The organism is Streptomyces tricolor, assembly GCF_002155905.1.
Taxonomy (GTDB): domain Bacteria; phylum Actinomycetota; class Actinomycetes; order Streptomycetales; family Streptomycetaceae; genus Streptomyces; species Streptomyces tricolor.
On sequence record NZ_MUMF01000029.1, the window covers coordinates 1 to 17786 of the forward strand.

Genomic DNA, 17786 nt, shown 5'->3' on the forward strand with positions numbered 1-17786 from the left:
GTATCCCACCCCGCCCACAGATCACCTTCACCGGAACCCCGCATTCCCTCCCCATCGGGTGATCCTCTAGGGTCGCTCCACCACGGGCCCTTGCTCCGGAGCGCGACGTCGCCCGGGGGCCCGTCGCGAAGGTGGGGAAACATGCGCAAGCTCGCCATAGGCACCGCCCTGTCCGGTGCCCTGGCCCTGGCCGGTCTGGCCGCGCCCGCCGCGTCGGCGGCCGGTACGCCGGACCTGACGTTCTCCGGTGTGACCGTGAACAAGGGCAAGCCGGTCGTGATCGGCACCACCCAGGCCGTGAGCGTGCCGGTGTCGTACACCCTGACCCGGCCGAAGAACCTGGTCATCGACCAGAAGAAGACGGTGCAGGCGGTGATCCTGTACCGCGGCACCCTGAGGTCGGTCGACAACGAACTGGGCCCGGACAAGGCGCCCGTCTGCACGACCGCCGCCACGACGGACACGACCGTCACCGAGACGTGCACCGAGACGATCGTCGCCGTGCCGGGCGAGGCGCTGTACGAGGCCGCCGACGCCGGCGCCTGGAAGGCCGCGGGTGTCTACGCGCACAGCGACGGCAGCGCCTCGGACGACTACCTGCACAGCGAGAACGACCTCACCATGTGGGGCGGCCTCGCCTCGGTGAAGGTGCAGCGCGCCGCGCGGCTGACCGCGGACGCCGCCCCGGAGCCGGTGGTCAAGGGCAGGACGCTGACCGTCAAGGGCAAGCTGACCCGCGCCACCTGGTCGTCCGGCACGTACACCGGCTACCGGGACCAGAAGGCCGTCCTCCAGTTCAAGGCGGACGGCGGCGCCTACGTGAACGTCAGGACGGTCACCTCCGGCACCGGGGGCGCCCTGTCCACCACGGTGAAGGCGACCAGAAGCGGCACCTACCGCTTCGTCTTCGCCGGTACCGCCACCACGGGCGCGAAGACCTCCGCCGGTGACCACGTGACCGTGCAGTAGCCGCCGGGCCCGCCCGGACCGCGACGCCCCCGAGGTAACGACTCTGTTGCCGCGGGGGCGTTGTCTATTGACGCCCCCTTCGTCCTCGGCTTACGTTCCTCCCACCCGAACAGGAAAGTTTCCTAACAGTGACCTCCCGGGCGGCCGGTGATCAAGACTGGACGTCATGCCCAGGTCACTGAAAAGCTGGGCGGCTGGAAAGGCAGGTGTCGACCCCATGGCAGGAACCGCCGGTACGCCGGGCACCCCGCGCGTCCTGCGCGCCATGAACGACCGCGCCGCCCTGGACCTGCTGCTGGAGCACGGGCCGCTGTCCCGCACCCGGATCGGCAAGCTCACCGGCCTGTCCAAGCCCACCGCCTCCCAGCTGCTGGCCCGCCTGGAGGCGGCCGGACTGGTCCGGCTCACCGGCACCAGCGAGGGCCGGCCGGGGCCCAACGCCCAGCTCTACGCGATCGATCCGACCGCCGCCTACGCCGCCGGGCTCGACGTCACCCCGCACCGCATCCGGGCGGCGGTCGCCGACATCACCGGCCGCACGGTCGGCGAGTACGAGCTGCCCACCCCCGGCCGGCGTCCGGCGCGGTCCGTGGTCCAGCAGGTCACCGACGCCCTCGACGGGGCCGTCAAGGCCGCCGGACTGGCCCGCTCCGACGTGCACCGGCTGGTCATCGGCACGCCCGGCGCCTTCGACCCCAACACCGGCCGGCTGCGCTACGCCTCCCACCTGCCCGGCTGGCACTCCCCCGCGCTGCTCGACGAGCTCGCGGCGGCGCTGCCGATGCCGGTCGAGTACGAGAACGACGTCAACCTCGTCGCCGTCGCCGAGCAGCGGCTCGGCGCGGCCCGCGGCCACGAGGACTTCGTGCTGCTGTGGAACGAGGAGGGGCTCGGCGCCGCCCTGGTCCTCGGCGGCCGGCTGCACCGCGGCTGGACCGGCGGCGCCGGCGAGGTCGGCTTCCTGCCGGTGCCCGGCGCCCCCCTGGTCCGGCAGGTCACCAAGGCCAACAGCGGCGGCTACCAGGAACTGGCCGGCTCCCAGGCACTGCCGGAACTGGCCCGGGAACTGGGTGTCGAGGACGTGCCGTCGGGGCCGTACACCGAGGCGGCCACCGCGCTCGTCGCCCGCGCCGCCGACCACGCCAGCGGCCCGCACCGGGAGCTGCTCCAGACGTACGCCACCCGGCTGGCCACCGGCCTGGCCTCGCTCGTCTCCGTGCTCGACCCCGAACTCGTCGTCCTCAGCGGCTCCGCGCTGACGGCCGGCGGCGAGGTGCTGCGCGGCCTCGTCCAGGCCGAGCTGGAGGAGCTGGCCGCGTCCCGGCCCAGGCTGGTCGTCGGCGACGTCCGGGAGCACCCCGTCCTGCGCGGCGCGCTGGAGTCCGCGCTCGCCGCCACCCGCGACGAGGTCTTCGACACCTCGCGCTGAGCGCCCCCTCTTTTCCCGACCCCGTCCCCCTGGGAGACCTCGCCATGCCCACAGCCCTGCCCGGAGTCGCCCGAAAAGCGGCTTTTACCCTGACTGTCTCCGCCGTGTTCCTCACCGCCGCGTGCACCGGCCGGTCCGGCTCCGGCGCCACCGACGATCCCTCGCAGGACACGACGATCACCTTCTGGCACGCCTGGAGCGCGCCGAACGAGGTGAAGGCCGTCGAGTCGCTGGTCGCCGGCTTCGAGAACGCGCACCCCAACATCCACGTGAAGGTCGTCGGCACCATGACCGACGACAAGATCAACCAGGCGCTGCGGGCCGGCGGCGACCGGGCCCCGGACGTGATCTCCTCGTTCACCACCAACAACGTGGGCAAGTTCTGCTCCTCGGGTGCCCTGGTGGATCTGAACCCGTTCTTCGAGAAGTCCGGGATCGACCCCGAGAAGACGTTCCCGAAGCCGATGAACGAGTACACCCAGTTCGACGGCAACCGCTGTACGGTGCCGCTGCTCGGTGACGCGTACGGGCTCTACTACAACAAGACGGCGTTCAGGAAGGCGGGCATCTCCCGGCCGCCGAGGACCTGGTCCGAATTCACGGCCGACGCCAAGAAATTGACGATACGGCAGGGCGACGGCTACCGGCAGCTCGGGTTCATGCCGAACTACCACGGCTGGGAGTCCACCACCGAGCACTACCTCGCCCAGTTCTCGCCGACGTACTTCGACAAGAACGGCAAGTCGAACCTCGCCGCGGACCCCGCCTTCGAAAAGGGCTTCACCCTCCAGAAGAAACTCGTGGACGAACTCGGCGGCTTCCGGAGGCTGGAGAAGTTCCGGGCCACCCTCGGCGACGAGTGGGGCCCCAAGCACCCCTTCCACACCGGCCAGGTCGCCATGCAGCTCGACGGCGAATGGCGGCTCGGCATGGCCGAGCAGGCGAAGCCCGGCTTCGAGATCGGGGTGGCCCCGCTGCCCGTCCCGGACGACCAGGCCGACCAGTACGGCAAGGGGTACATCACCGGCACCATCGCGGGCATCGCCGCCACCAGCCGCAAGCAGAACGCGGCCTGGGAATTCGTCAAGTACATCACCACGGACACCGACGCGGTGGTCGGCTTCGCCAACGACATCCACAACGTGCCCTCCACGCTCACCGCGCTGAAGTCCCCGAAGCTCACGTACGACCCCCGGTTCAAGACCTTCCTGGACATCGCCGCCCACCCGCACTCCACCACCACCCCCGCCTCCGTCAACGGCGGTGTGTACCTGGTGACGATCCAGCAGTTCGGTTACGACTACGAGAGCGGCAAGGCCACCGATCTGAAGGCCGGATTGAAGAAGACGGCCGCGCAGATCGACACGGACATCGCGCAGGCCCGGTGATGAGCGCGACCCTCGCGGCGAAACGCCGCCGCTCGGCACTGCGCACGCTCGCCTTCCTGTCGCCGTGGCTCATCGGCTTCGCGGTCTTCTTCGCCTATCCGCTGATCTCCACGGTCTATTTCTCCTTCATGCACTACGACGGCTTCCGGCCACCGCAGTGGAGCGGCGGGCAGAACTGGAGGTACGTCTTCGCGCACTATCCGCTGTTCTGGCCCGCCCTGCGCAACACCCTGTGGCTGGTGGTGGTGATGGTGACCCTGCGGGTGGTCTTCGGACTCGGCGTCGGGCTGCTCATCACCCGGATCAAGACCGGTACGGGTCTCTTCCGCACCCTGTTCTACCTGCCGTACCTGGCTCCGCCGGTCGCCGCGACCATGGCCTTCGCGTTCCTGCTCAACCCCGGCACCGGCCCGGTCGACTCCCTGCTGGAGCGGGCCGGGCTGCCGGCGCCGGGCTGGTTCAACGACCCCGGCTGGTCCAAGCCGGCGCTGACCCTGCTGGCCCTGTGGGGCGTCGGCGACCTCATGGTCATCTTCATGGCCGCCCTGCTCGACGTGCCGAAGGAGCAGTACGAGGCGGCCGAGCTGGACGGCGCCTCGGCCTGGCAGCGCTTCCGGTACGTCACGCTGCCGAACATCTCGCCGATCGTGATGTTCGCCGTCGTCACCGGCGTGATCCAGACCATGCAGTACTACACCCAGCCGCTGGTCGCCGGGAAGGTCGCCTCCGGGGTGATCCAGGGCGCCGGCACCCAGTTCGAGCCCGGCTATCCCGACAGGTCCACCCTCACCCTCCCCCAGCTCGTCTACAACCTCGGCTTCCAGCGCTTCGACTACGGCTCGGCGTGCGTGGTGGCGCTGGTGCTGTTCGCCCTGTCGATGGCGTTCACCGCGCTGCTGATGCGGCGCCGGGGCGGTCTGATCCAGGCAGGTGACTGACGTATGACCCGCCGCAAGGCGCTTCTCGGATGGATAGCGGTCCATTCCCTGGGCGTCGCCGCCGCGCTGTTCTTCACGCTCCCTTTCGTGTTCGTCCTCCTGACCTCGCTGATGAGCGACAGCCAGGCCCTCAGCCGGGACCTGATCCCGCACCCCTGGGAGTGGGGCAACTACCGGAAGGTGTTCGACACGCCGGGCTTCCTGACCTGGTGGCGGAACACGCTGCTCTACGCCGGTCTGGGCACCCTGCTGACGGTGGTGTCGTCGATCCCGGTGGCGTACGCGCTCGCCAAGTTCCGCTTCCGCGGACGCAACCTCGCGCTGATGCTGGTGATCTCGATGATGATGCTGCCGCCGCAGGTGGTCGTCATCCCGATGTACCTGTTCTGGGCGAAGCAGCTGGACCTGTCCGGCACGCTGTGGCCGCTGCTCCTGCCGATGGCGTTCGGGGACGCGTTCTCCGTCTTCCTGCTGCGCCAGTTCCTGACGACGATCCCGAACGAGTACCTGGACGCGGCCAAGGTCGACGGCTGCGGCGACCTGAGGACCCTGCTGCGGGTCGTGCTGCCCATGGCGAAGCCGGGGATCGCCGCCGTGGCCCTCTTCCAGTTCTTCTACGCCTGGAACGACTACTTCGGCCCGCAGATCTACGCGTCCGAGAACCCCGGCGCCTGGACCCTGTCCTACGGACTGGAGTCGTTCAAGGGTGCCCACCACACCGACTGGAACCTCACCATGGCCGCCACCGTGCTGGTCATGGCCCCCGTGATCCTCGTGTTCTTCTTCGCCCAGAAGGCGTTCGTGGAAGGCGTCACGCTCACCGGAGTGAAGGGTTAAACCACACATGAAACTCACTGTGGTCGGCGGAGGCTCGACCTACACCCCCGAACTCGTCGACGGCTTCGCACGCCTCAGGGACACCCTGCCCGTGGAGGAGCTGGTGCTGGTCGACCCGGCCGCCGAACGCCTGGAGCCGGTGGGCGGCCTGGCCCGCCGGATCTTCGCCAGGCAGGCCCATCCCGGCCGGATCGTCACCACCTCCGACCTGGACGCGGGAGTCGACGGCGCCGACGCCGTGCTGCTCCAGCTCCGCGTCGGCGGCCAGGCGGCCCGCGAGCAGGACGAGACCTGGCCGCTGGAGTGCGGCTGCATCGGCCAGGAGACCACCGGCGCGGGCGGCCTGGCGAAGGCCCTGCGCACGGTCCCGGTGGTCCTGGACATCGCCGAACGGGTCCGCCGCACCAATCCGCGCGCGTGGATCATCGACTTCACCAACCCCGTCGGCATCGTCACCCGCGCCCTGCTCCAGGCCGGCCACCGGGCCGTGGGCCTGTGCAACGTGGCGATCGGCTTCCAGCGCAAGTTCGCGGCGCTGCTCGGCACCGACCCCAAGGACGTCCACCTGGACCACGTGGGCCTGAACCACCTCACCTGGGAGACGGGGGTCCGCCTCGGCGGCCCCGAGGGCGCGGACGTCCTCCCCGAGCTGCTGGCCGGGCACGGCGACGCCGTCGCCGACGACGTGCGCCTGCCCCGCCCCCTGCTGGACCGCCTCGGCGTCGTCCCCTCCTACTACCTGCGCTACTACTACGCCCACGACGAGGTGGTGCGCGAGCTGCGTACCAAGCCCTCCCGGGCTTCGGAAGTGGCCGCCATGGAACGGGAGTTGCTGGCGATGTACCGCGACCCGGAGCTGGCCGAGAAGCCGGCCCTGCTCGCCAAGCGCGGCGGCGCCTACTACTCGGAGGCGGCCGTGGACCTGGCGGCGGCCCTGCTGGGCGGCGGAGGCAGCCCGTACCAGGTGGTGAACACGCTGAACAAGGGCACGCTGCCGTTCCTGCCGGACGAGGCGGTGATCGAGGTGCAGGCGGCGGTCGGCCCGGCGGGCCCCGTCCCGCTGCCGGTCGCCGGCCTGGACCCGCTCTTCTCGGGCCTGATCGCGAACGTGACGGCGTACGAGGAGCTGGCCCTGGAGGCGGCCCTGCGCGGCGGCCGGGACCGCGTCTTCCGCGCCCTGCTCGCCCACCCGCTGATCGGCCAGTACGCGTACGCCGACACCCTCACCGACCGCCTGGTCGCACACAACCGGGAGCACCTCGCGTGGGCCTGACCTCGACCGTGCTCGCCATCGACGCGGGCAACAGCAAGACCGACGTGGCCGTGGTCAGCGGCGCCGGCGAGGTGCTGGCCACGGCCCGTGGCGGCGGCTTCCGCCCGCCCGCGGTGGGCGTGGCCGCGGCGCTCGACGCGCTGGCGGAACCGGTGGCCCGGGCGTTCGCGGACGCCGGGGTCGGCTCGGTGACCCACGTCTCGGCCTGTCTGGCCAACGCCGACCTCCCGGTGGAGGAGGAACGGCTGGCGAGCGCGCTGCACGCGCGCGCGTGGGGTGCGTCGGTGGAGGTCCGCAACGACACCTTCGCGATCCTGCGGGCGGGCGTCGCCGAGCCGCGCGGGGTGGCGGTGGTGTGCGGCGCGGGCATCAACTGCGTGGGCATGCGCCCCGACGGCCGGACCGCCCGCTTCCCGGCCCTCGGCCGGATCTCCGGTGACTGGGGCGGCGGCTGGGGCCTGGCGGAGGAGGCGCTGTGGCACGCGGCCCGCGCGGAGGACGGCCGCGGCGAGCCCACCGCGCTCGCCCGCACCCTGCCCGCGCACTTCGGCCTGCCGAGCATGTACGCCCTCATCGAGGCCCTGCACCTGGAGCACGTCGACCACGGCCGCCGGCACGAGCTGACCCCGGTGCTGTTCGCCACGGCCGCGGACGGCGACCCGGTGGCCCGGGCGCTGGTCACCCGGCTCGCGGAGGAGGTCACGGTGCTGGCGACGGTCGCCCTGACCCGCCTGGACCTGCTGGCCGAGGAGACCCCGGTGCTGCTGGGCGGCAGCGTCCTCACGGCCGGCCACCCCCAGCTGAACGACACCGTCCGCACCCTCCTGGCCACCCGCGCCCCCAAGGCCGACGTCCACGTCGTCACGGCGAGCCCGGTGCTGGGAGCGGCGCTGCTGGGCCTGGACCACCTGGCGGCGGAGCCGGAGGCGCAGGAGCGGGCGCGGGCCTACTGGGAGACGGGCCCGGCGACCGGCGCGGCCTGATACGCGGGGCGCCGCCCGGCGACCGGCGACCGCCCCGCCCGGACCGTCTCGATCCGGTCCGGCCCGATCGGATCCAGTCCGGCCCGGACCGATCCGGCCACGATCAGATCCCGTCCGGGCCGGACCGATCCCGCCCGGACCGGTCCGGCCCGGCGGAACCGATCCCCCGTCACCGGCGTGTTCTCCCACGGGGGGTGGTGCGTCCGCCGGCACGCGCCCCCGGGCGCGCTGCGATCCGATCAAGATCCAGTGAAGGCCGGTGCGGATGTCAGGGCAGGCGGAGATACTGGGCGGCGTACGGATGACCCTGGGGGAGGTCGAGTGACACACCCGCCGAAGAGCAGCGCGGCACCACCGCCGGCCGGGTCCGCCGGTGCCCCCGGCGTCCCCGGCATCCCCGCTCAGCCCGGGCCGCCCGCGGCCGTCCCTCCGGGCCTGCCGCCCGCGCGCCGGACCGCCTTCGCCGAGGGCGCCGAGCGGCTGCGGGCCGCCGCGACGACCGAGCCGGGGCGACTGCGGATCATCGGAGCCGTACTGGCCCTGGTCGTCGTCGCGTTCGGGGCGGTCACCGCCTGGCAGACCGGCGCCCGCTCGGCCGCCGCCCACGACGTGCTGCACCGCAGCCAGCCGCTCAGCTCCGGCGCGGCCGGCATCTACCGGTCGCTGGCCGACGCCAACACCGCCGCCTCCAGCGTGTTCCTGGCGGGCGGGCAGGAGGACGCGAAGTCCAGAGAGCTGTACGAGAAGGACATCGAGTCCGCCGCCTCCGGGCTCGTCAACGCCGCCGCCAACGCCGAGCCCGGCTCGGCCGCCGAGACCACCATCGCCGAGCTGAACCGGCTGCTGCCCGAGTACAAGGGCCTCATCGAGCGGGCCCGGACCTACAACCGGCAGGGCTATCCGGTCGGCGGCGCCTATCTGCGGTACGCCAACGAGAAGATGCAGAAGGAGATGCTCCCGGCGGCGGAGGTGCTCTACACGACGGAGAACCGGCGCCTCGACGCCGACTACGGGCACGCGAGGCCGTACCCGTGGGCGGCGATCGCGCTCGGGGTGCTCGCCCTGGCCGCGCTCGGCTGGGCCCAGCACCGCATGTACCGGCGCACCAACCGGGTCCTCAACCACGGCCTGGTCGCCGCCACCGCCGCCACCACCGTCGCCCTGCTGTGGCTGGTCGTGGGCCACGCGGTCGCCCGCTCCGGGCTCGACGGCTCCTACGAGCACGGGATCCGCTCGCTCAACGTGCTCCACGACGCCCGCATCGCCTCCCTGAAGGCGCGCGGCAACGAGAACCTCAGCCTGGTGGCCCGCGGCGCGGAGACCGTCACGGTCCGCGACAGGTCCTACGACGCCTACTACTACGCCTTCGACCAGGACATCGCCGCGCTCGGCAGGCACCTGACCGAGGCGGCGCGGCTCGCCGACGACCCGGGGCCGGTCAAGGCGGCCGAGGACGACATGGCGGTGTGGAAGCAGCGGCACGCCGCCGCCCGCACCGAGGACGAGAACGGCAACTACCAGCAGGCGCTGGACAAGGTGATCGGCGCGAAGGGCGCGACCGCCGAGTGCTTCGACGGCGTCGACGGCAGTCTCGCCCGGGCCATCGACCACGAGCAGGACGAGTTCAAACAGGCGGCCGAGGCCGGGCTGGGCGCCATGACCTGGCTGCCGGAGGGTACCGGCGTCCTCGCGGTGCTGGGCGCGGCCGGCGCGGTCGCCGGCATCGGCCGCAGGCTTTCGGAGTACCGGTGACAGGGGGCAAGGCGATGGACGTGAGCCGTGCGCGGTCCGCCCTGCGGGGCTGGGGCGGGGTCGCCACCATGGCGGTGCTGTGCGCGCTGGCACTGGCGTTCGTACTGCTGCTGCCGTGCACCCAGCGAGCGCCCGAGAAGCCCGAGCGGGAGCGGGCCGGGCGGACGGTGGCCACCGGTGTCCAGGCCCGCGCCGACGGGTGCGTGGACTCCGAGGCGCACGAGCGGACGCTCGCCCCGTCCGACGCGGACGGCCCGACGATCGACGCCATCAGGGCCCGTACGGGCGCCAAGCGCAAGCTGATCGTCGGCGTCGACCAGAACAGCTACCGCTGGGGCTACCGCAACCCCAACACCGAGGGCGCCCAGCTGGAGGGCTTCGACATCGAACTGGTCCGCCGGATCGCCGAGGACATCCTCGGCGACCGGGAGGCGGTGCAGTTCAAGGCGATCCCGACCAGCCAGCGCACCCGGGCGATCGAGAAGGGACGGGTCGACATGGTCGTCCGCACCATGACGATCAACTGCGACCGGCTCCGCGAAGTCGCCTTCTCCGCCCCCTACTTCAAGACGGGCCAGCAGGTCCTCGCCCCCAAGTCGTCGCCGATCACGGGCTACGACGACTCGCTGGCGCACAAGAAGGTGTGCACGGCGGCCACGTCCACCGCGCACACCAAGCTGGCCGCCGACCGGAAGGAGGGCCGGCTGCCCGCCTCCACGGACATCTCCACCACCGTCCCCAACCAGCTCGACTGCCTGGTCCGGCTGCAACTCGGCGAGGTGGACGCGGTGGTGACCGACGGCGCGCTCGCCGCGAGCCAGGCCGCCCAGGACCCGACCGTGGAACTCAAGGGCAAGGCGTTCACGACCGAGTACTACGGCGTGGCGATGAAGGACGACGCGGACGATCTGGTACGCCGGGTCAATCGGATCCTGGTGGACTACCGCGCGCACGGCTGGCAGAAGTCGTACGACGACTGGCTGGCGGCGACACTGGGCAAGGATTCGTCCGCGTCGAAGCCGCCCGCTCCGCAGTACCTGCGCGGCAGTTGAGCCGCACCCGACCGGAACAGAAGCAAGCGAGAGGTGATCGATGGGCGTCACGGACCCCGCCGGGCCGGTGATGGACCGGGACGAGGTGGACCGTGCGCTGGCGCGGCTCGGCCAGGAGCACGAGGCGATCGAGACCTCGCTGCTGGCCCTCCAGGACCACGCGGGCCGCAGACTCCTCGAAGGGGCCGAACTGACCGGCGTCACCCAGGAGCGCTGGCAGGCCACGGAGGCGCAGATCACCCAGCTGTGGACGTACTTCGACGCCTACACGGCCGCGCTGCGCGGCGCCCGGGAGATCCGCGCCCGGCGCCGCTGGTCCAGCCGGGAGGACCTGGCGGAGCTGACCGAGCTGCTGCGCGGCGCGTCCGTGACCGTCCCCGGCGGCGGCACCGGCCGGCTGAGCGAGACGTTCTCGCTGTCCGCCCTGGTGGACCGGATGAACGAGCTGTACGCGACCAGCCTGGACATGATCGTCGCCGCCGACGCGGTCTGGTCGGCGCTGCCCGCGCGGATCGATCTACTCGCCGCGGAACTCCAGCGCACCCGGAGCCTCGCGCACTCCGTCGGGGTGCGCCCCGGCGAGCATCCGGCCGGTGACGACCTGGAGCGGATCACCCGCACGCTGGCCAAGCTGCGCGAGGACGTCGTCCGCGACCCGCTCGCCTTCTGGGTGCCGGCCGAGGGCAGTTCGGCGCCCGGCGGCGGACGCCCGGACCCGACGGTGTACGACCGTCAGGCGCGCGCCCTGGAGGACGTACGGCGGGAGATCGACGCGGTGCTGACGGTGCGCCAGGACGCCGAGGCGCGGCTGATCCGGCTGCGGGACGTGCTCTCGCGCGCGGACCGCACGCTCGCCGAGGCCCGTACCGCGCGCGGCGAGGTGCTCGCGAAGATCGCCGCGACCGAGGTGCCGGTGGTGAGCGGTCCGCCCACCGCGCTGCAGGAGCAGCTGGCGACCGCCGCCGAGTACCGCAGGCAGGCCCAGTGGCACCGGCTCTCCCCGCTGCTGGAGTCGCTGGAGGAGAAGGCGGAGGACGAACTGCTGCGCGCCCGCGAGTCGCTGACCGCGGTCACGGCGCCGCTCGCGGTCCGCGCCGAGCTGCGCGGCCGGCTGGACGCCTACAAGGCGAAGGTGGCCCGGCACGGTCTGGCCGAGGACCCGCTGCTGGTCGAGCGGTACGACGCGGCCCGCCGGATGCTGTGGAGCGCTCCGTGCGACCTGCGGGTGGCCGAGCAGGCGGTGCTGCGCTACCAGCAGGCGGCGGCCGAACTGCTCGGCGGCGGGGGCACGGCGGAGGACGGCCAGGGGGACCACAGGGGGGACGCGTCATGAGTCAGCCGGGGCAGACCTGCCAGCGGCCGGACTGCGAAGGGACGTACGAGGACGTCGGCGGCGGCGAGCTGTACTGCGACACGTGCGGTCTCGCGCCGGTGGTGTCGGCGTCCGGGATGGTGGGCTCGCCGCCCACCGGGATCACCAAGGGGGCGACCGACAGCGGGAGTTCGCGCGGCTCGCGCGGCTCGGGGACGTCCTCGCAGTCGTCGAAGTCGCGCCGCTCGGTGTCCGGGCGGCTGTCCCGGTCGCTGTCGGGGAAGTCCACGGGCCGCTCGGTGTCCGTGCGCAGCTCCGGTTCCTCGTCCGGTGCGGCCACGCGCGGGCGGCTGGGCGCCGGGCTGGTGTCGGTGCCGCAGGTGCCCCGGCCCGACCCGCGCGCGATGGTGCTGGAGAACCCCGAGGTGCCCGAGCGGAAGCGGTTCTGCTCGCGGTCGGACTGCGGGGCGCCGGTCGGCCGGGCCCGGGGAGAGCGGCCGGGCCGCACGGAGGGTTTCTGCACCAAGTGCGGGCACCCGTACTCCTTCGTGCCCAAGCTGCGGGCCGGGGACGTCGTGCACGGCCAGTACGAGGTCGCGGGCTGCCTCGCGCACGGCGGGCTCGGCTGGATCTACCTCGCCGTGGACCGGGCCGTCTCCGACCGCTGGGTGGTGCTCAAGGGCCTGCTGGACACCGGCGACCAGGACGCGATGGCCGCGGCCATCTCCGAGCGGCGGTTCCTCGCGGAGATCGAGCACGCCAACATCGTGCGGATCTACAACTTCGTGGAGCACCTGGACCAGCGCACCGGTTCCCTCGACGGCTACATCGTCATGGAGTACGTCGGCGGCAAGTCCCTGAAGGAGATCGCCAACGCCCGCCGCACCCCCGACGGCCGGCGCGACCCGCTGCCGGTGGAGCAGGCGTGCGCGTACGGCATCGAGGCCCTGGAGGCGCTCGGGCATCTGCACAGCCGGAACCTGCTGTACTGCGACTTCAAGGTCGACAACGCCATCCAGACCGAGGACCAGCTCAAGCTGATCGACATGGGCGCGGTCCGCCGCGTGGACGACGACGAGTCGGCGATCTACGGCACGGTCGGCTACCAGGCACCGGAGGTCGCCGAGACCGGCCCGTCGGTGGCCAGCGACCTGTACACGGTGGGCCGCACCCTTGCCGTGCTGACCTTCGACTTCCAGGGCTACACGAACGTCTACGCGGACTCCCTGCCCGACCCGGACAGCGTCGAGGTGTTCCGCCGGTACGAGTCCTTCTACCGGCTCCTGGTCCGCGCCACCGACCCCGACCCGGCCCGCCGGTTCGCCTCCGCGCAGGAGATGGCCGAGCAGCTGACGGGCGTGCTGCGGGAGGTCGTCTCGCTGCAGACCGGGCAGGCGCGGCCCGCGCTGTCGACGCTGTTCGGGCCCGAGGTGAGGGTCACCGACACCGAGCTGTTCCCGCGGCTGGACGGGGACGTGTCCCGGCTGGGCGCCCGGCCGGTGCGCAAGGCCGGGCCCGCCGCTCCCGCGCTTCCTCCCCCGGCGCTGGTCAAGCCCGTCGACGTGCCGGCCGCCGCGCTGGCCCTGCCGGTGCCGCTGGTCGACCCGGCCGACCCCAACGCCGGTTTCCTGGCGGGCCTTGCGGGGTCCGCGCCGGCCGAGCTGATGAGCGCGCTGGCCGCGGCGCCCGTGCAGACCGTGGAGACCCGGCTCCGGCAGATCCGCGCCCGGCTGGAGAGCGGCGACCACCAGGGCGCGCTGATGAGCCTGGCCAAGCTGGACGCCGCGCCGGAACCGGACGAGGTGTACGTGCGGTCCGACGACTGGCGGGTGGTGTGGCACCGGGGGGTGGCCGCGCTGGTCACCGGCGACTTCGAGGGCGCGGCACTCGCCTTCGACGCGATATACGACGCCTTCCCCGGCGAGGCCGCGCCGAAGCTGGCGCTCGGTCTGTGCGCCGAGGTGCTGGGCCAGTCGGACAACGCGGCCGACTACTACCACCTGGTGTGGTCGACCGATCCGAGCTTCGTGAGCGCCGCGTTCGGGCTGGCCCGGGTGCGGCTCGCGGCCGGGGACCGGCAAGGCGCCGTACGGACGCTGGAGTCGGTGCCGGAGTCCTCCATCCACTACACGGCCGCCCGGGTCGCCGCCGTCCGGGCGCGGATCGTGCAACGCACGGCGGGCGCCGGTGACGTACCGTTCCTGGACGACCTGACGGCCGCCGCCGGTCAGGTCGAGGCACTCCAGGCGTACGGCCTGGACCCGGCACGCCGCGAGCGGTTGTCGGCGGAAGTGCTCGGTTGCGCGCTGGACTGGATACTCTCCGGGGGCCAGGGCACCGGGCCCGCCGCCGGAGGCCGGGTGCTGCTGGGCAGCGGTCTGGACGAGCGGGGCCTCCGCTTCGGCCTGGAGCGCGCCTACCGCACGCTGGCCCGGCTGGCGTCCGGCGGCGAGGAAAGGATCGAGCTGGTGGAACGGGCCAACCGTTACCGCCCCCGAACGTGGGTGTAGTCGATGTCGCAGATGCCCCGGCAGGCCGCACTGCCGAAGTGCCCGAGCTGCGCGGAGCCCGTGGAGTCGGGTGATCTGTTCTGCGGAGCGTGCGGATACGACCTTTCGGTGGTGCCCGCCGCGTCGCAGGACCATCCGACGCTGACCATGACCGGCTCCGCCGGCCCCGGCGACGGCACGGCCGGTGACGGCGTGGCCTGGCCCGCCCCCGAGCCGGCCGGTTCCGGCGCGCCGCCCGCGGCGCATCAGCCGGCGGACCTGCCCGGCACCGACTCGGGCGGCGCCCCGCTGCCCGGGCACGAGGCCGGGCAGGAGTCCGGTGCCGGTCAGGAGGCCGGTTCCGGGGTGCGGTTGGACCGGCCGGACGAGCCCGACGAGTATCCGTTGCAGGCGCCGGACCCGCGGCTGGCCGCCGGTGCCGCCGCCCCGGCCGACCCGGCGCTGCTGTGTGTGGCCTGCCGGGCGGGCCGGGTGGACAGCGACGGCTACTGCGAGAACTGCGGGCACGCCCAGCCGCGCGAACGCGACCACGTGGAGCGGGAGTCGGGCCCGGTCGCCGCCGTCAGCGACCGCGGGCTGCGCCACCACCGCAACGAGGACGCCTTCGCCGTCGGCCACACCACGCTGCCCGACGGCACCCCGGTGGCGCTGGCGGTCGTCTGCGACGGCGTGTCCTCCGCGACCCGCCCCGACGACGCCTCCCTGGCCGCCTCCCAGGCGGCCGGCGACACCCTGCTGGCCGCGCTGCCGCGCGGCACCCATCCGCAGCAGGCGATGCACGAGGCGATCGTGGCCGCCGCGCAGGCCGTCAACGCGCTCGCCGAGGAGCCGGCGACGGCCCGCGAGCACACCCCGCACCAGAACGCGCCGGCCTGCACGATCGTCGGCGCGGTGGTCACCTCCGGGCTGCTGGTCGTCGGCTGGGTCGGCGACAGCCGGGCCTACTGGGTGCCCACCGACCGCAGCACGCCGCCCGCCCGGCTGACCGAGGACGACTCCTGGGCCGCGCAGATGGTCGCCGCCGGCCTGATGAGCGAGGCCGAGGCGTACGCCGACGAGCGGGCCCACGCGATCACCGGCTGGCTCGGCGCGGACGCCTACGAACTGGAGCCGCACACCGCCTCTTTCAAGCCGGACCGGCCCGGTGCCGTGGTGGTGTGCACCGACGGACTGTGGAACTACGCCGAGACGGCCGAGGAGATGTCCGAGGTCGTCCCGCCGGACGCGGCGGTCCGTCCGCTGCACGGCGCCCGGGTGCTGGTGGGGCACGCCCTGGACGGCGGGGGCCACGACAACGTAACAGTGGCGGTCCTGCCGTTCCCGGCGCCGCCGCAGGGGGCAGGATCGGCCTGAGGGCCGTACCCGACGGGGGGCTACGGCACGGGGAAGCCGCAGCGGACCGGAGGGGACCGGTCCGCTCACCGTCATCGCCTCGTGTGAGCGAGGTGTCCGAGGGGGATGCGATCAAGCATGGCCAATTTCGCGAAGTCGAACGTGCCGCGGTTCTCGGTGGACGTCTACCAGAACGAGTACCTGCCCGAGGGCGGCAGCGAGGTCAACGCCATCGTCACGGTGACCGCGACCGGCGGCGGCACCATCGGCAGCGCGGTCTCCGCGCCCGTGTACCCGCCGGGGCGGGGGCCCTCCGCCGCGGTGGCGATCATGGTCGACTGCTCGGGCTCCATGGACTACCCGCCGACCAAGATGCGGGGCGCCCGGGAGGCCACGGCCGCCGCGATCGACACCCTGCGCGACGGCACCCGCTTCACGGTGATCGGCGGCACGCACGTGGCCCAGGAGGTCTATCCGGGCGGCGGGCGGCTCGCGGTCGCCGACGCCACCACCCGCGAGCAGGCCAAGCACGCGCTGCGCCGGCTGAGCGCGGGCGGCGGTACGGCCATCGGCACCTGGCTGCGGCTCGCCGACCGGCTGCTGTCCGCGGCGGACGTCACCATCCGGCACGGCATCCTGCTCACCGACGGCCGCAACGAACACGAGTCACCGGAGGATCTGCGGGCCACGCTGGACGCCTGCGCCGGCCGGTTCACCTGCGACGCGCGGGGCGTGGGCACCGACTGGGAAGTGAAAGAAGTCACAGGGATCGCCTCGGCGCTGCTCGGCACCGCCGACATCGTCGCCGATCCGGCCGGTCTCGCCGCCGACTTCACGCGGATGATGGAGACGGCGATGGGCAAGGAGGTCGCCGACGTCTGTCTGCGGGTGTGGACGCCGGTCGGCACGACCATCCGGTTCGTCAAGCAAGTCGCCCCCAGCGTGGCGGACTTGACCGACCGCCGCACCGAGGCCGGGCCGCGCGCCGGGGACTATCCGACCGGGTCCTGGGGCGACGAGTCCCGCGACTACCACCTGTGCGTGGCGGTCCCGCCGGCCGGGCTCGGCCAGGAGATGCTCGCCGCGCGCGTCTCCCTGGTCGTCCCGGATACGGACGGAACGGTGCAGAACCTCGGCGCGCAGGGGCTCGTACGGGCGGTGTGGACCGACGACATGGCCGCCTCCACCTCGATCAACCCCCAAGTCGCCCACTACACCGGGCAGGCCGAACTGGCGCAAGCCATCCAGAAGGGTCTCGACCTTCGCAAAGCGGGCGATTTCGATGGAGCAACCGCCAAACTGGGGCGCGCGGTTCAGCTCGCGAACGCCTCGGGGAACGCCGATACTGCGAAACTGCTTGCGAAGGTGGTGGACGTGGTCGACGCCGCGACAGGTACTGTGCGGTTGAAGACGAGGGTCGCGGAGGCGGACGAAATGACTCTGGAGACCCGGTCCACCAAGACTGTTCGTGTAAAGAAGTGACCCTGGAAGCGTAGGAGAAGGGGAAGCGCCGACATGCCGACCTGCCCGAACGGACACCAGTCGGGTTCCGACGACTGGTGCGAGGTCTGCGGTCACCGCATGGCCGGTGCCGTACCTCCGCCCCCTCCGCCGCCGCCCCCGGCCGGCGGCGGTTACGGCTTTCCGCCGCCCGCCGGGGCACGCCCGCACCCGGCCGCCGGGTCCGCCCCGGAGCCGGAGCTGTGCCCGCAGTGCCGTACGCCCCGCGAGGGCGGCGCGCCCTTCTGCGAGGAGTGCCGGTGGAACTTCCTGACCAACACGGCGACCTCCTACACCCCGGCCGCCCCGCGTCCGCCGCAGCCGCGGTTCCAGCCGCCGAGTTCGACGTACGGCGGCGACGACGGGTTCGAGTACCAGGGCTCGCGGCCCTCGCAGGTGAACCGGCCGGCCGAGCCGATCCCGTCCTTCGGCGGCGAGCCGTCGGGCCCGACGCCGTTCGGCGGCGAGCGCGCCTCGTCCGGTCCGCCCACCTCCCCCGGCCCCTCGGGCC

At 72.9% G+C, this 17786-nt stretch carries 14 protein-coding genes and 1 pseudogene; 14 read left to right on the top strand and 1 reads right to left on the bottom strand.

Translation table 11 applies throughout. From position 1 onward, the window contains the following. The first annotated feature begins 141 nt into the window (after positions 1-141). The 10 genes from CCN44_RS02445 to CCN44_RS02495 all read left to right on the top strand — a co-directional run bounded on the left by CCN44_RS02445 (position 142) and on the right by CCN44_RS02495 (position 11954). Entirely contained in the window at positions 142-969 is an 828-nt protein-coding gene (locus CCN44_RS02445; protein ID WP_086696736.1) for a hypothetical protein, read from the top strand. Between the two features lie 217 nt (positions 970-1186). Beyond that, on the top strand, positions 1187-2398 hold the full coding sequence (locus tag CCN44_RS02450) for an ROK family transcriptional regulator (protein ID WP_059249594.1): 1212 nt from the start codon (positions 1187-1189) through the stop codon (positions 2396-2398). 44 nt (positions 2399-2442) lie between these two features. After that, entirely contained in the window at positions 2443-3786 is a 1344-nt protein-coding gene (locus CCN44_RS02455) for an ABC transporter substrate-binding protein (RefSeq protein WP_208639694.1), read from the top strand. Beyond that, the gene (locus CCN44_RS02460; RefSeq protein WP_086696737.1) at positions 3783-4724 is read left to right on the top strand and encodes a carbohydrate ABC transporter permease; all 942 of its coding nucleotides are present in this window, start codon (positions 3783-3785) and stop codon (positions 4722-4724) included. The genes CCN44_RS02455 and CCN44_RS02460 overlap by 4 nt, the downstream gene beginning before the upstream one ends. Positions 4725-4727: 3 nt before the next feature. Then, entirely contained in the window at positions 4728-5561 is an 834-nt protein-coding gene (locus CCN44_RS02465) for a carbohydrate ABC transporter permease (protein ID WP_059249597.1), read from the top strand. Positions 5562-5568: 7 nt separating this feature from the next. Then, on the top strand, positions 5569-6834 hold the full coding sequence (locus CCN44_RS02470) for a 6-phospho-beta-glucosidase (protein ID WP_059249598.1): 1266 nt from the start codon (positions 5569-5571) through the stop codon (positions 6832-6834). Further along, positions 6825-7817, top strand: coding sequence for an N-acetylglucosamine kinase (locus CCN44_RS02475; protein ID WP_059249599.1), 993 nt, complete (start codon positions 6825-6827; stop codon positions 7815-7817). The genes CCN44_RS02470 and CCN44_RS02475 overlap by 10 nt, the downstream gene beginning before the upstream one ends. 321 nt (positions 7818-8138) lie before the next feature. Continuing rightward, positions 8139-9569, top strand: coding sequence for a hypothetical protein (locus CCN44_RS02485; protein WP_414820478.1), 1431 nt, complete (start codon positions 8139-8141; stop codon positions 9567-9569). A 14-nt stretch (positions 9570-9583) separates the two neighbouring features. Continuing rightward, positions 9584-10621, top strand: coding sequence for a glutamate ABC transporter substrate-binding protein (locus tag CCN44_RS02490; RefSeq protein WP_059249601.1), 1038 nt, complete (start codon positions 9584-9586; stop codon positions 10619-10621). Between the two features lie 40 nt (positions 10622-10661). Further along, entirely contained in the window at positions 10662-11954 is a 1293-nt protein-coding gene (locus tag CCN44_RS02495) for a coiled-coil domain-containing protein (protein ID WP_086696738.1), read from the top strand. A 1-nt stretch (position 11955) separates the two neighbouring features. Here CCN44_RS02495 and CCN44_RS48010 read toward each other — a convergent pair whose 3' ends face one another. After that, positions 11956-12273 (bottom strand): hypothetical protein, encoded by a 318-nt coding sequence (locus CCN44_RS48010; RefSeq protein WP_428836627.1) that lies wholly within the window; start codon positions 12271-12273, stop codon positions 11956-11958. Here CCN44_RS48010 and CCN44_RS02500 point away from each other — a divergent pair. The 4 genes and pseudogenes from CCN44_RS02500 to CCN44_RS02515 all read left to right on the top strand — a co-directional run. Continuing rightward, positions 12239-14443 carry a serine/threonine-protein kinase gene (locus CCN44_RS02500; protein WP_430382581.1) on the top strand — a complete coding sequence of 735 codons (2205 nt, stop codon included), beginning with the start codon at positions 12239-12241 and terminating at the stop codon, positions 14441-14443. The genes CCN44_RS48010 and CCN44_RS02500 overlap by 35 nt on opposite strands. A 3-nt stretch (positions 14444-14446) precedes the next feature. Beyond that, positions 14447-15796 (top strand): PP2C family serine/threonine-protein phosphatase, encoded by a 1350-nt coding sequence (locus CCN44_RS02505; RefSeq protein ID WP_059249604.1) that lies wholly within the window; start codon positions 14447-14449, stop codon positions 15794-15796. Between the two features lie 117 nt (positions 15797-15913). Then, positions 15914-17257 (top strand): vWA domain-containing protein, encoded by a 1344-nt coding sequence (locus tag CCN44_RS02510; RefSeq protein ID WP_086696739.1) that lies wholly within the window; start codon positions 15914-15916, stop codon positions 17255-17257. A gap of 33 nt (positions 17258-17290) precedes the next feature. Next, positions 17291-17786 (top strand): annotated as a pseudogene (locus CCN44_RS02515) (FHA domain-containing protein); the annotation flags it as partial.